We start from the raw sequence: 15,158 nt of genomic DNA on the forward strand, positions 1-15,158 counted from the left end.
GTAGAGCCGGCGTCTTCTGTGTAAGAAAACCGGTTTGTCTGCCGACGTAGCTCAGGGGTAGAGCGTTTCCTTGGTAAGGAAGAGGTCACGGGTTCAAATCCCGTCGTTGGCTCACGGAGAACTTAAATTTGAACACTAATATATAACTAAGATTAAATTATTAAATCATGGCAAAGGAAACATTTGATCGTTCCAAACCGCACTTGAATATTGGTACTATTGGACACGTGGATCATGGTAAAACAACTTTAACCGCAGCTATAACTAAAGTTTTGGCGGATGCCGGTTTTTCTGAAGCAAGAAGCTTTGATCAGATTGATAATGCTCCGGAAGAGAAAGAAAGAGGTATTACAATTAATACGTCACACGTAGAATATCAGACAGCTAACCGTCACTATGCACACGTTGACTGTCCTGGTCACGCCGATTATGTAAAGAACATGGTTACCGGTGCTGCTCAGATGGACGGTGCTATCCTGGTAGTTGCTGCTACCGATGGTCCTATGCCGCAAACCCGTGAGCACATCCTTCTTGGACGTCAGGTAGGTGTTCCGCGAATTGTAGTTTTCCTGAATAAAGTTGACCTTGTTGATGATGCTGAGCTGCTCGAGCTTGTAGATATGGAAGTAAGGGATCTGTTGAGCTTCTACGAGTATGACGGAGATAACGGTCCTGTAATTCAAGGTTCTGCCCTTGGAGCTCTTAACGGAGAAAAGCAATGGGTAGATACAGTTCTGGAGTTGATGGAAGCTGTGGATAACTGGATCGAATTGCCGGAGAGAGATGTGGATAAGGATTTCCTTATGCCTGTTGAAGATGTATTTACAATTACCGGTCGTGGTACTGTTGCGACAGGACGTATCGAAACCGGAGTTGCTAAAACAGGAGATCCTGTAGAGATTATCGGTATGGGTGCTGAAAAACTGACATCTACTATTACCGGGGTTGAAATGTTCCGTAAAATATTGGATAGAGGTGAGGCCGGAGATAACGTAGGTCTTCTTCTGAGAGGTATTGAGAAAACTCAGATCCGAAGAGGTATGGTAATCTGTAAGCCCGGATCTGTAAAGCCTCATGCCAAATTCAAGGCAGAGGTGTATATCCTGAAGAAAGAAGAAGGTGGTCGTCACACTCCTTTCCACAACAATTACCGTCCCCAGTTCTATGTACGTACAACTGACGTAACAGGAACTATCTCCCTTCCTGAAGGAGTGGAAATGGTAATGCCTGGAGATAACCTTACAATCACTGTGGAGCTTATCCAGCCTATCGCTCTTAACGTAGGTCTTCGATTTGCTATCCGTGAAGGTGGTAGAACGGTTGGAGCCGGACAGGTTACAGAAATATTAGACTAATCACGGTCTTAAGTTTATAAGAAAAAGCCGGGAGAAACCTGTTTTTGTTTAGGTTCTTCCGGCTTTACCAACGGGTGTAGTTCAAGGGTAGAATAGCGGTCTCCAAAACCGTTGATGGGAGTTCGAATCTCTCCACCCGTGCAAAGTAAGAAAAGATGACAATAGTAGGTTATATAAAAGAATCCTTCGTAGAGTTAAAACATAACGTTACCTGGCCAAGCTGGGCCGAAGGGCAGAGACTGATGGTTGTGGTGGCTGTTTTTTCTATATTGTTTTCTTTGGCTATATGGGGAATTGATGTTGCTTTTGGTGAGCTCATCAGTTTGTATTATAGTAAATTAAGTTAACATACGAATAGATTGCAATGGCAGAAGCATTAGTGAAACGGTGGTATGTAGTTAGGGCGGTCAGCGGTCAGGAGAATAAGGTGAAGTCTTACATCGAAAACGAAGTGGCTCGTCTTGGCTATTCCGATTATGTGGATGAAGTACTTGTGCCTACCGAAAAAGTAGTCCAGATACGCAACGGTAAGAAAGTGAACAAAGAAAGGGTTTACTTTCCCGGATATGTAATGGTGAAAGCTAACCTTGGCGGGGAAGTTACGCACATTATCAAATCCATTACCGGGGTTATCGGGTTCCTTGGGGAGGTAAAAGGAGGAGATCCTGTGCCTTTGCGTAAGTCCGAGGTGAACAGAATGCTTGGTAAAGTGGATGAGTTGTCCGTGAAGACCGATAACGTGGTTATACCATATGCTGTCGGAGAGACCGTAAAGGTTATAGACGGCCCGTTTAACGGTTTTAACGGAACCGTAGAAAAGGTGAACGAAGAAAAACGCAAGCTGGAAGTGATGGTGAAGATATTCGGAAGGAAGACACCGTTGGAGCTTAGCTATATGCAGGTAGAGAAAATTTAAAATGTTACATACAGAAGTGTCTTTTGCTTCCTTGGAAAAAGACGCTTCCTTATATTAAATTCTGAACAATGGCAAAAGAAGTTAGTAAAGTAGTTAAACTACAAGTTAGGGGAGGTGCTGCGAATCCGTCGCCACCGGTTGGACCCGCTTTAGGTGCTGCCGGCGTTAACATCATGGAGTTCTGTAAGCAGTTCAATGCACGTACACAGGACAAACAGGGTAAGGTATTACCTGTTGTTATCACGGTTTATAAAGACAAGTCATTTGACTTTCTGGTAAAGACACCGCCGGCGGCAGTTCAATTGAAGGAAGCGGCTAAGATTAAAAGTGGTTCCGGAGAGCCTAACCGTAAAAAAGTGGCCAGCATTACCTGGGATCAGGTGAGAGCTATTGCCGAAGACAAAATGCAGGATCTTAATGCGTTTACCGTAGAGTCTGCCATGAGCATGGTAGCGGGTACCGCAAGATCTATGGGGTTAACGGTTAGTGGTGAGAAGCCCTTTTAAATCTTAAAAGACAAGGAAAATGGCAAAATTGACGAAAAAGCAAAAAGAAGCTTTGTCTAAAATAGACAGAAACAAGCTGTATTCGGTAAACGAGGCTTCTACTTTGGTGAAGGAAATAACCAATGTGAAATTCGATGCTTCCGTAGACATTGCTGTAAGGCTTGGTGTGGATCCGCGTAAAGCAAACCAGATGGTACGTGGTGTGGTGACATTGCCGCACGGTACCGGTAAGGATGTGAAAGTTCTTGCCCTGGTAACACCGGATAAGGAAGCTGAAGCAAAAGAAGCGGGTGCAGACTATGTTGGTCTCGATGAATACCTGCAAAAGATAAAGGATGGCTGGACCGATGTTGATGTTATTATTACCATGCCCAGCGTTATGGGTAAATTAGGTCCGTTAGGACGTATTCTCGGACCCCGGGGATTGATGCCTAACCCTAAGACCGGTACGGTAACTATGGACGTGGCCAAAGCTGTAAGCGAAGTGAAGGCCGGTAAGATCGATTTTAAGGTTGATAAGACCGGAATTGTTCATGCAGCTATAGGAAAAGCTTCATTCACCCCGGAAAAACTTACCGGAAATGCGAATGAATTGATTCAAACTTTAATTAAACTAAAACCAACTGCAGCTAAAGGTACTTACATTAAGAGTATTCACTTGTCCAGTACAATGAGTCCTAGTGTGCCTGTAGACCCTAAGGCAGTTTAATTGGTAGTTAATAATTCTTTTAATCATGACGAGAGAAGAAAAAGCAACGGTAATCAGTGATTTAACTGCACAGTTGGCTGATAATGCAAATATCTACCTTGCAGATATATCTGGCTTGGATGCGACAGCTACCTCTAATTTGCGTAGGGCGTGTTTCAAGGCTAATGTAAAACTGGCAGTGGTAAAGAATACATTGCTTTCCAAAGCAATGGAAGCGTCTGATAAAGATTTTGGTGAGTTGCCTTCCATCCTGAAAGGTAATACTTCCCTGATGTTCTCCGAAACAGGTAATGTTCCTGCGAAACTGATAAAGGACTTCCGTAAAAAGTCGGATAAACCTCTGTTGAAAGGTGCTTTTATCGCAGAAGCGATCTATATCGGGGATGAGCAACTGGATGCCCTGGTTAACATCAAGTCCAAAGAAGAAGTTATCGGGGATATCATCGGATTGTTGCAATCACCTGCGAAGAATGTTATTTCCGGTCTTAAGTCAGGAGGAGGAAAACTTGCAGGTATCCTTAAGACTTTATCAGAAAAAGAATAAGTACGCACTTAAAAACAAATATATTTTAAAATTCTAAAAACGATAGAAATGGCAGATTTGAAAGATTTTGCAGAACAATTGGTTAACTTAACAGTAAAAGAAGTAAACGAGTTAGCTGACATATTGAAAGAAGAATACGGTATAGAGCCAGCTGCTGCTGCAGTTGCTGTTGCCGGAGGTGGAGCTGCTGCCGGAGGAGGAGAAGCTGTTGAAGAGAAATCTGAATTTGATGTAATCCTTAAAGCTGCCGGTGGATCTAAATTGGCAGTTGTTAAACTGGTAAAAGAACTTACCGGACTTGGACTTAAAGAAGCTAAGGAGATCGTAGACAGCGCTCCTAAAGCTATCAAAGAAGGAGTTTCTAAAGACGAAGCAGAAGGAATTAAATCTTCTTTAGAAGAAGCAGGAGCAGAGGTTGAACTTAAATAAGTTCCCTGAGCTTTAAAGCCTTGGTTTAGGTCTTTTCGCCGCGTGCGAACTAGGCCTAAACCCTTTTGCATATATAATTATATGCCTTATATTACTTATATTTTAATCAAAATTTTGTCCATTGATGTTCACAAATCAGACTGAAAGAATAAGTTTCGCCTCGGCCAAGAACACACCGGATTATCCCGATTTCTTGGACATTCAGATCCAATCGTTCCAGGATTTCTTCCAGCTGGAAACCAAATCTGAAGAAAGAGGACGTGAAGGGTTGTATAACACCTTCATGGAGAACTTCCCGATTACTGATACACGCAATCAGTTTGTATTAGAATTTTTAGATTATTTTGTGGACCCTCCAAGGTATACCATTCAGGAATGTATTGAAAGAGGGTTAACCTATAGTGTGCCTTTGAAAGCGAGGTTGAAACTGTATTGTACCGATCCGGAGCACGAGGACTTCGAAACCATAGTACAGGATGTTTACCTGGGTACCATACCCTATATGACACCCAGTGGTACTTTTGTTATCAATGGAGCCGAAAGAGTTGTGGTTTCCCAGTTGCACCGTTCTCCCGGAGTATTCTTTGGGCAGTCTTTCCATGCAAACGGAACAAAACTATATTCTGCCAGGGTAATACCTTTTAAAGGTTCCTGGATAGAGTTCGCTACCGATATCAACAGCGTAATGTACGCTTATATCGATAGGAAGAAAAAATTACCGGTAACTACCCTGTTCAGGGCCATAGGTTTTGAAAGGGATAAGGATATCCTTGAGATCTTTGACCTGGCGGAGGAAGTGAAAGTTTCCAAAACCGGTCTGAAGAAAGTATTGGGCAGAAAGCTCGCGGCCAGGGTATTGAACACATGGCATGAGGATTTTGTGGATGAAGATACCGGGGAAGTGGTTTCCATCGAGCGTAACGAGATCGTACTCGACAGGGATACCATTCTTGAAAAGGAACATATAGATGAGATTATCGACGCGGATGTAAAGACTATCCTCCTGCACAAGGAAGACAGCCAGACAGCCGATTATGCGATAATCCACAATACATTGCAAAAAGACCCTACCAACTCCGAAAAAGAAGCGGTAGAACACATATACCGGCAATTGCGTAACGCGGAACCGCCCGACGAGGAGACCGCCCGCGGAATTATCGATAAACTCTTCTTCTCCGACCAGCGCTACAACCTCGGGGATGTAGGACGTTACAGGATGAACAAGAAGCTGGGACTGAATATCGACATGGATAAGCAGGTCCTGACCAAAGAAGATATTATTACCATAATCAAGTATCTGATAGAACTTATCAGTGCCAAAGCAGAAGTGGATGATATCGACCACTTGTCCAACAGGCGTGTAAGGACTGTTGGAGAACAGTTGTCCGCACAGTTCGGTGTGGGACTGGCACGTATGGCCAGAACTATCCGGGAACGTATGAACGTAAGGGACAATGAGGTATTTACCCCCATTGACCTTATCAATGCCAAAACCCTGTCATCCGTTATTAACTCTTTCTTCGGTACCAACCAGTTGTCCCAGTTTATGGACCAGACAAACCCGTTGGCGGAGATTACCCACAAGAGACGTCTGTCTGCCCTCGGGCCGGGAGGTCTCTCCAGGGAGAGGGCCGGGTTTGAGGTGCGGGACGTTCACTATACACACTACGGACGTCTTTGCCCGATTGAAACACCGGAAGGACCGAACATTGGTTTGATCTCTTCACTGAGTGTTTTTGCCAAAGTGAACAATATGGGATTCATTGAAACACCGTACCGCAAAGTGGAGAACGGTAAAGTAGATGTTTCCGAGTTTACCTATCTGAGTGCAGAAGAAGAAGAAGAAAAACTCATCGCCCAGGCAAACATTCCTCTGGATGAAGACGGAACAATACTGAAAGATAAGGTTATTGCGCGTGAGGAGGGTGACTTCCCGGTAGTAGACCCTGCACAGGTACATTATACCGACGTAGCGCCAAACCAGATAGCCTCCATATCCGCATCACTCATTCCTTTCCTGGAACACGATGATGCGAACCGTGCCCTGATGGGATCTAACATGATGCGTCAGGCCGTGCCGATACTGAAGCCCGACTCGCCTATTGTAGGTACCGGACTGGAAAGAAGGGTAGCCTCCGACTCCAGGGTACTTATCAATGCCGAAGGTAACGGTGTCGTGGAATATGTGGATGCTCAGAAAATAACCATTAAATACGACAGAACGGAAGAAGAAAGGCTGGTGAGTTTTGACGATGATTCCAAGACATACGAGCTGATCAAATTCCGTAAGACGAACCAGGGGACCTCCATTAACCTGAAACCTATCGTTAAGAAAGGGGACCGGGTGGCAAAAGGACAGGTACTTTGCGAGGGTTATGCGACCCAGCAGGGAGAACTTGCACTGGGAAGAAACATGCAGGTAGCCTTTATGCCCTGGAAAGGATATAACTTCGAGGATGCGATCGTGATCTCGGAGAAAGTGGTACGTGAAGATATCTTTACATCAATACATATCGACGAGTATTCTCTTGAGGTAAGGGATACCAAACTCGGAGCGGAAGAACTTACCAACGATATCCCGAACGTTTCTGAAGAAGCCACAAAAGACCTGGACGAACAGGGAATGATAAGGATCGGTGCCGAAGTGAAGCCCGGCGATATTCTTATCGGTAAGATTACACCGAAAGGAGAGTCCGACCCTACACCGGAAGAAAAACTGCTTCGTGCGATCTTCGGGGATAAGGCAGGTGATGTAAAAGACGCATCGCTGAAAGCTTCTCCTTCATTGAACGGGGTGGTGATCGATAAAAAACTGTTCTCCAGGGCTATTAAAGACAAGCGCAAGAGAGCAAAAGACAAAGAAGATATCGCCAAACTCGACCTGGAGTACAATACTAAGTTCGAAAACCTGAAAAGTGTACTTGTAGAAAAACTGTTTACCCTGGTAAACGGAAAAACTTCACAGGGCGTATTGAACGATCTGGGCGAGGAAGTATTGCCAAAAGGTAAGAAATACACCCTGAAAATGCTCAACGGTGTAGATGACTTTGCTCACCTGGTCGGAGGAACGTGGACAACGGACGATCATACCAATGTATTGATAGCCGATCTGCTTCACAATTACAAGATTAAACTGAACGATCTTCAGGGAGCGTTGCGCAGAGATAAGTTTACTATATCCGTGGGGGATGAACTTCCCGCAGGGATCATGAAACTTGCCAAGATTTACATCGCTAAGAAACGTAAACTGAAAGTCGGGGATAAAATGGCCGGACGCCACGGTAACAAAGGTATTGTGGCTCGTATCGTTCGCCAGGAAGACATGCCTTTCCTGGAAGACGGAACACCGGTGGATATAGTGCTCAACCCCCTTGGGGTACCTTCCCGTATGAACATCGGACAGATTTATGAAACCGTGCTCGGATGGGCCGGTAAGAAACTGGGAAGGAAGTTCGCTACGCCTATCTTTGACGGTGCCTCACTAGATGAGATCAACAAGTATACCGATGAGGCCGGAGTGCCGAGATTCGGGCATACCTATCTCTATGACGGTGGTACCGGAGAGCGTTTTGACCAGCCTGCGACCGTAGGAGTGATCTACATGATCAAACTGGGGCACATGATCGACGACAAAATGCACGCCCGTTCTATCGGACCGTATTCACTTATCACGCAGCAACCGCTCGGAGGTAAGGCGCAGTTCGGTGGACAGCGTTTCGGAGAGATGGAGGTATGGGCATTGGAAGCCTACGGAGCATCCAGCACACTAAGGGAAATACTTACCGTGAAGTCCGATGACGTTATCGGTAGGGCCAAAACCTATGAAGCTATAGTGAAAGGAGAGGCCATGCCGGAACCCGGCCTGCCGGAATCTTTCAACGTGTTGATGCACGAACTCAAAGGTCTGGGACTCGATATCAGACTGGAGGAATAATTTATACAACGAGGTACCCGGCAGCCCGTTAAAGACGGATTGCCGGTGCCCCGTACCAAATTACACTTAATTCATTATCACCATACATCATGGCAAGAGGAAAAGATAAGAATACAGTAACGAGATTTAATAAGATCTCTATAGGCTTGGCATCGCCGGAGTCTATCCTCGCGGAATCCCGCGGAGAGGTTTTGAAGCCGGAAACCATAAACTACCGGACGCACAAACCGGAACGTGACGGGTTGTTTTGTGAACGGATATTCGGTCCGGTTAAGGATTATGAATGTGCTTGCGGGAAATACAAGAGGATAAGATATAAGGGTATTGTATGCGACCGGTGTGGTGTAGAAGTTACAGAGAAAAAAGTACGAAGAGACCGCGTAGGGCATATCAACCTCGTAGTACCTATCGCACATATATGGTATTTCAGGTCCCTGCCTAATAAAATAGGCTACCTGCTGGGGCTTCCTTCCAAGAAACTGGACATGATAATCTACTACGAGCGTTATGTAGTGATCCAGCCCGGAAATGCCAAGAATGCCGAAGGAGAAGATTTACAGCAGATGGACTTCCTCACCGAAGAGGAATACCTGAACATTCTGGACAGTCTTCCGCAGGATAACCAGTACCTGGAAGATACCGATCCCAATAAGTTTATCGCTAAAATGGGAGCGGAGTGTATCATTGAGTTGTTGAACAGGATTGACCTGGACGCTTTGTCTTATGACCTGCGTCATAAAGCCAACAACGAAACATCTAAGCAGAGAAAGACCGAAGCCCTGAAAAGGCTGCAGGTTGTGGAAGCATTCCGTGAAGCACAGCAAAACAGGGAAAACAAGCCGGAATGGATGATCCTGAAGGTGATCCCCGTTATCCCGCCGGAACTGCGCCCGTTGGTGCCGCTGGACGGAGGACGTTTTGCAACATCCGACCTGAATGACCTGTACCGAAGGGTTATCATAAGAAACAACCGTTTGAAAAGGTTGATGGAGATCAAGGCTCCGGAAGTGATCCTCAGGAACGAAAAAAGGATGCTTCAGGAATCTGTGGACTCCCTGTTCGACAATACCCGTAAGTCTTCCGCAGTGAAAACCGAATCGAACAGACCGTTGAAATCCCTGTCAGACTCCCTTAAAGGAAAACAGGGGCGTTTCCGTCAGAACCTCCTCGGTAAGAGGGTGGATTACTCCGCGCGTTCGGTTATTGTTGTAGGTCCGGAACTGAAAATGTACGAATGCGGTCTGCCTAAAGACATGGCAGCGGAGATTTACAAGCCTTTTGTTATCCGTAAACTGATAGAAAGAGGTATTGTAAAAACCGTAAAATCCGCGAAAAAGATCATAGATAGAAAAGAGCCTGTAGTATGGGATATCCTGGATAACGTGATCAAGGGACACCCGGTTCTGCTGAACCGTGCCCCCACACTGCACAGGCTGGGTATTCAGGCATTCCAGCCCAAGCTTATAGAAGGTAAGGCCATTCAGCTGCACCCGCTCGCATGTACGGCTTTTAATGCTGACTTTGACGGTGACCAGATGGCGGTGCACCTGCCGTTAGGGCCGGAAGCCATACTGGAAGCACAGTTGTTAATGCTCGCTTCACATAACATCCTTAACCCGGCAAATGGTTCGCCGATTACCGTACCTTCCCAGGATATGGTACTCGGACTTTACTATATGACCAAGGAGCGAAGAAGTACTCCCGAAGCACCTGTAAAAGGAGAAGGACTTACTTTCTACTCTCCGGAGGAAGTGATTATAGCATATAATGAGAAGAAAGTTGACCTGAACGCTATCATTAAGGTAAGAACCAAAGATTTTAATGACGAAGGCGAACTGGTGACTAAAATTCTTGAAACTACGGTAGGTAGAGTATTATTTAACGAAGTAGTACCCGAACAGGCCGGATTTATCAATACCGTACTGACCAAGAAGTCGCTGCGGGACATTATCGGTTACGTACTTAAAGTAACCGATGTACCTACGACGTCGGACTTCCTGGATAAAATAAAGAGTACGGGATACGGAATGGCATTCAAAGGAGGGCTTTCTTTCAGTCTGGGTGATATTATTATCCCTGAAGAAAAACACCAGATGATTGCCGAAGCCAATGAGCAGGTAGACGGTATTATGATGAACTATAACATGGGGCTTATTACCAATAACGAACGTTATAACCAGGTAATTGACGTGTGGACATCTACCAATGCCATGCTTACCGAATTGGCTATGAAACGTATCCGTGAGGATAAACAAGGGTTCAACTCCGTGTATATGATGCTCGATTCCGGTGCAAGGGGGTCCAAGGAACAGATCCGTCAGCTTACCGGAATGCGTGGTCTGATGGCGAAACCTAAAAAATCTACTGCCGGAGGTGGAGAGATTATCGAGAACCCGATCCTCTCGAACTTTAAAGAAGGACTATCGATCCTGGAATACTTTATCTCTACGCACGGTGCGCGTAAAGGTCTTGCGGATACCGCCCTTAAAACTGCGGATGCCGGTTACCTTACACGTCGTCTCGTAGACGTTTCACAGGACGTAATTATCAATACCGAAGATTGCGGAACACTGAGAGGTGTGGAAGTGGAAGCGCTGAAAAAGAACGAAGAGATCGTAGAATCTCTCGGAGAGCGAATCCTGGGCCGTGTATCCCTTCATGATATTTACGATCCGCTGACCGAAGAACTGCTTGCGGTTTCCGGTGAAGAGATTACCGAAGAGATTGTGAAGAAGATAGATGCGTCTCCGCTGGAGCGCGTTGAAGTGCGATCTGCACTTACATGTGAGGCCAAGCAGGGAATTTGTGCCAAGTGCTACGGCCGGAACCTGGCTACCGGTAAAATGGTACAAAAAGGTGAAGCAGTAGGTGTAATTGCAGCACAGTCCATCGGTGAACCGGGTACACAGTTAACACTGCGTACATTCCACGTGGGTGGTATTGCAGGTAACATCTCCGAAGAGAGCAAGCTGCATGCCAAGTTCAACGGTATAGTTACTATAGAAGATCTGAAAACCGTAAAAAGCGAAAATGCGGAAGGAAAGGTTGTAGATGTGGTTATATCCCGTACCTCCGAAGTGAAGATCACTGACGAGAAAACCGGAATAGTATTGAGTACAAACAACATTCCTTACGGTTCGCAGATATTTATCAAAGATGGTCAGAAAATAAGCAAAGGCGATGTGATCTGCCAGTGGGACCCTTACAACGGTGTTATTATTTCCGAGTTTTCCGGAAGCATCGTCTACGAAAACGTAGAACAGGGAGTAACTTACCAGGTAGAGATTGACGAACAAACAGGTTTCCAGGAAAAGGTTATTTCCGAGTCCAGGAATAAGAAACTCATTCCTACGTTGCTTATCAAAGGCAGTAAGGGAGAGACCCTGCGTTCGTACAACCTTCCGGTGGGTGCACACATTATGGTTGATGACGGAGAGAAGATCAGGGAAGGTAAAGTATTGGTTAAGATACCTCGTAAATCGGCCAAAGCCGGGGATATTACGGGAGGTCTGCCAAGGGTTACCGAACTTTTCGAAGCCCGGAACCCATCCAACCCTGCTGTTGTTTCCGAAATAGACGGAGTAGTTTCTTTCGGTAAAATAAAACGGGGGAACAGGGAGATCATTGTGGAGTCCAAACTTGGTGAGATTAAAAAGTATCTCGTAAAGCTTTCCAACCAGATCCTCGTTCAGGAAAATGACTTTGTAAGGGCCGGAATGCCATTGTCCGACGGTTCTGTTACACCGGAAGATATCCTGAATATCAAAGGACCTTCTGCCGTACAACAGTACCTGGTTAACGAAGTACAGGAAGTATACCGTCTGCAAGGGGTTAAGATCAATGACAAACACTTTGAAGTAGTGGTTCGTCAGATGATGCGTAAAGTACAGATCAATGATCCCGGAGATACGATTTTCCTCGAAGGACAATTGGTCCACAAAGATGACTTTATCGAAGAGAACGACGAACTGTTCGGTAAGAAGGTTGTTGAGGATGCAGGAGAATCTACGGCGCTTAAAGCCGGCCAGATTGTAACCTTGCGCCAGTTGAGAGATGAAAACTCTCTCCTTAAAAGGGCGGATAAGAAACTGGTTGTGGCAAGAGATGTGGTACCCGCTACCGCTTCACCGGTGCTCCAGGGTATCACCAGGGCATCGCTGCAAACCAAGTCGTTTATCTCGGCAGCTTCGTTCCAGGAAACTACCAAAGTGCTCAATGAGGCAGCCGTTAACGGTAAGGTAGATACGCTGGAAGGACTGAAAGAGAATGTTATAGTAGGACATAAGATTCCAGCCGGTACCGGTATGCGTGATTATGACAATATTATCGTAGGATCCAAAGAAGAATACGATGAGATCATGAGCAGCAAACAGGAAGCAAGTCTTTATTAAATATTAACAGAAGTAAAACGGGGCCGGGATATATATTCCGGCCCCTATGTTTTTTACCGGGAATCTAAAACCGTACGAGATGAGTGACCAGAACACACCGAAAAAAGCAAAAATAGATATAGAACTGGATGAGAGCGTAGCCGAAGGAACATATTCCAATCTGGCGATAATCAATCATTCCATATCCGAATTTGTAGTGGATTTTATAAGCGTTATGCCCGGAACACCTAAGGCAAAAGTGAAAAGCCGTATAATCCTTACACCGCAGCATGCCAAACGCTTCATGAAGGTACTGGGTGAAAATATCCATCGTTTCGAATCGGCACACGGAGAGATCAAGGACGATGACCAGCCCCCGATACCGCTGAATTTCGGCCCTACGGGAGAAGCTTAATAGTATGGCCCTGAACTTTCCGGTTCAGGGCTTTTCGTATTTATCGCTGTGCTTATCCTCCTTTTTGGGGATATGTAAGGCATAAATTTTCCGGTTATAGTGGATATATGGACAGAATTTCAGAAATTAGCAGAAATATAAGGGGCCTAAAGCCGGAGGACGATAGAAACGTGACTTTTAAAAAGTTATATCCGGAAAGAACTTCCTTCCAAACAAAAATATCAGATACAATGAAGAAAATAATAGTATTCGCTTTCGTTATATTCGGAGTGTTTTCCGGATTTGCGCAAAGTAGTGTTAACGGGTATAAATATGTTATTGTGCCTAAAAAGTTCGATTTCCTGAAGAAAGAGAACCAGTACCAGGTAAATGCCCTGACCAAGTTTTTATTCGAAAAATATAATTTCACCACTGTTTATGCCAATAATCTCACCGAAGAAATGGAGCAAAACAGTTGTCTTGCCCTCAAAGCGGATGTAAGAGACGATTCCAATATGTTTACCACGAAATTGGTGGTGGAACTTACGAACTGCAGGGGGGAAGTAGTTTTTGTTTCGGAAGAAGGCAAGAGTAAGGAAAAGGATTATAAAGCAGCCTATCATGATGCCCTGCGAAAGGCTTTTCTTTCCGTGGAAGAACTGAACTATTCATATGATCCGTCGCTATCAATAGTGTCCCGGCGTCAGGTTGCGACATCCGCCCCCGCACAGCAGGTGTCTGCGGCGTCTTCAACATCGCCCGTAAATGAAGTTCCCCGGAACAACCAGGCAACGGAAGCTGCGCAGAACGTTCGGCAAAGGGTGGAGACAAAGGTAACTGCGGTGAATAATGCCAATGTACTGTATGCCCAGCCGGTGGATAACGGTTATCAATTGGTAGACAGTACTCCCAAAGTAATTTTCGTATTGCAGAATACCAGTGCAGATAATGTTTTTATCATTAAAGATAAGAACGGGATGCTCATGCAGAAAGACGGAAAATGGATCGCGGAATATTATAAAGAGGGAGAGCGGGTTCAGGAAGAACTGAATATTAAATTCTAGACGATATCTTGGAAATTTCAGGGATAGATATTACACTACGCTTTTGCAGTTAGTGTAATATCTATTCTTTTTTTTCACTCTCCTGACTTTCGTCCGGATCTTCTATAAAATTCCCTTCCTCGTCAAAATGCCTGAGGAAAGGGTCGCTCTTTTCGTCATAATCTTCTCTTTCCCATGCGTATTTGACTGGTTTGGGAAGTTTCCCCCGGATGAACACTGCCAGGATAAAGCCGGTGATGAACCCGGCTAAATGCCCTTCCCAGGAGATCTCTTCATCAATGGGAAAAATATACCACAATAAGCTCCCGTACAGGAATACGACCAGCAGGGACAAGGCGATCAGTCGGTAATAACGGGTAAAGATTCCTTTAAAGAAAATAAAACTGCTAAGCATATAGATGAGTCCGCTGGCACCGATATGATAAGCTTCACGCCCTACGATCCATGTGAGAAAACCGGTAAGCAATGTACCATACAGCATTACACTAAGGCTATGTCTGCCATAAAAATAGAGCAGGATGATTCCGAGGATGAGCAGAGGAAAAGTATTATTGTACAGATGCTTGATGGAACCGTGTATGAAAGGACTGAACAAGATACCCCTTAGCCCGGATATTTTTCTGGGAAGTATGCCATAATCGGAAAAGTCATAGCCAAATCGCACTTCTACCCAGTATACCGTCCACAAGATCAAAATAAAGAAAAAGGGATAAAGTATGGCAGTCGGAGAAAAATGAAAAGTTTTCTGGTCTTGCATGGAGTTGTTTTAATTAGTCAATTAATCAATCAGCCAATGGTCCTGTCGGCCAATTATCACTTTTTCAAATTGACAAACAGGTTGCCAAAAACCCGGAACATGGTAAATTGTCATCTAAATGGATATTCCGTCGATACTGACCCCCGTACCGGGGATGTTGACCCCTTAGAAGATTTTGGT

The 15,158-nt window shown here is 45.1% G+C and carries 12 protein-coding genes and 2 tRNA genes; 13 read left to right on the top strand and 1 reads right to left on the bottom strand.

Annotated elements, in window-relative coordinates:
• Positions 1 to 40: 40 nt before the first annotated feature.
• The 13 genes from ED312_RS12470 (at position 41) to ED312_RS12530 (ending at position 14,221) form a co-directional block, all read left to right on the top strand.
• Positions 41 to 112: transfer RNA gene (locus tag ED312_RS12470), tRNA-Thr, on the top strand.
• 55 nt (positions 113 to 167) lie between these two features.
• Positions 168 to 1,355, top strand: coding sequence for an elongation factor Tu (gene tuf / locus ED312_RS12475; RefSeq protein WP_123216356.1), 1,188 nt, complete (start codon positions 168 to 170; stop codon positions 1,353 to 1,355).
• A gap of 70 nt (positions 1,356 to 1,425) precedes the next feature.
• Positions 1,426 to 1,496 (top strand) — tRNA-Trp (locus tag ED312_RS12480).
• Positions 1,497 to 1,510: 14 nt separating this feature from the next.
• Positions 1,511 to 1,702: a preprotein translocase subunit SecE gene (secE, locus tag ED312_RS12485; protein ID WP_123216357.1), complete on the top strand. Its 192-nt coding sequence runs from the start codon at positions 1,511 to 1,513 to the stop codon at positions 1,700 to 1,702.
• Positions 1,703 to 1,719: 17 nt separating this feature from the next.
• Complete coding sequence (gene nusG / locus ED312_RS12490; RefSeq protein ID WP_072318997.1) at positions 1,720 to 2,271, top strand: transcription termination/antitermination protein NusG; 552 nt, start codon at positions 1,720 to 1,722, stop codon at positions 2,269 to 2,271.
• A 68-nt stretch (positions 2,272 to 2,339) separates the two neighbouring features.
• Positions 2,340 to 2,777 (top strand): 50S ribosomal protein L11, encoded by a 438-nt coding sequence (rplK, locus tag ED312_RS12495; RefSeq protein ID WP_123216358.1) that lies wholly within the window; start codon positions 2,340 to 2,342, stop codon positions 2,775 to 2,777.
• Between the two features lie 19 nt (positions 2,778 to 2,796).
• Positions 2,797 to 3,486, top strand: coding sequence for a 50S ribosomal protein L1 (gene rplA, locus ED312_RS12500; RefSeq protein WP_123216359.1), 690 nt, complete (start codon positions 2,797 to 2,799; stop codon positions 3,484 to 3,486).
• 25 nt (positions 3,487 to 3,511) lie between these two features.
• A complete protein-coding gene (rplJ, locus tag ED312_RS12505; RefSeq protein WP_123216360.1) occupies positions 3,512 to 4,030 on the top strand; it encodes a 50S ribosomal protein L10 in 519 nt (172 codons plus the stop codon).
• Positions 4,031 to 4,078: 48 nt separating this feature from the next.
• A complete protein-coding gene (rplL, locus tag ED312_RS12510) occupies positions 4,079 to 4,459 on the top strand; it encodes a 50S ribosomal protein L7/L12 (RefSeq protein ID WP_123216361.1) in 381 nt (126 codons plus the stop codon).
• 124 nt (positions 4,460 to 4,583) lie between these two features.
• Positions 4,584 to 8,393 carry a DNA-directed RNA polymerase subunit beta gene (gene rpoB, locus ED312_RS12515; RefSeq protein WP_123216362.1) on the top strand — a complete coding sequence of 1,270 codons (3,810 nt, stop codon included), beginning with the start codon at positions 4,584 to 4,586 and terminating at the stop codon, positions 8,391 to 8,393.
• Positions 8,394 to 8,482: 89 nt separating this feature from the next.
• Complete coding sequence (rpoC, locus tag ED312_RS12520; RefSeq protein ID WP_123216363.1) at positions 8,483 to 12,784, top strand: DNA-directed RNA polymerase subunit beta'; 4,302 nt, start codon at positions 8,483 to 8,485, stop codon at positions 12,782 to 12,784.
• A gap of 79 nt (positions 12,785 to 12,863) precedes the next feature.
• Positions 12,864 to 13,178 (top strand): DUF3467 domain-containing protein, encoded by a 315-nt coding sequence (locus ED312_RS12525; protein ID WP_123216366.1) that lies wholly within the window; start codon positions 12,864 to 12,866, stop codon positions 13,176 to 13,178.
• Between the two features lie 230 nt (positions 13,179 to 13,408).
• Positions 13,409 to 14,221, top strand: coding sequence for a hypothetical protein (locus tag ED312_RS12530; protein WP_123216364.1), 813 nt, complete (start codon positions 13,409 to 13,411; stop codon positions 14,219 to 14,221).
• Positions 14,222 to 14,282: 61 nt separating this feature from the next.
• On the opposite strand, the gene ED312_RS12535 is transcribed toward ED312_RS12530, so the two are convergent.
• Positions 14,283 to 14,978, bottom strand: a complete 696-nt coding sequence (locus ED312_RS12535; protein ID WP_123216365.1) for a rhomboid family intramembrane serine protease — start codon at positions 14,976 to 14,978, stop codon at positions 14,283 to 14,285.
• Positions 14,979 to 15,158 lie beyond the last annotated feature (180 nt).

The organism is Sinomicrobium pectinilyticum, from assembly GCF_003725735.1.
Classification (GTDB): domain Bacteria; phylum Bacteroidota; class Bacteroidia; order Flavobacteriales; family Flavobacteriaceae; genus Sinomicrobium; species Sinomicrobium pectinilyticum.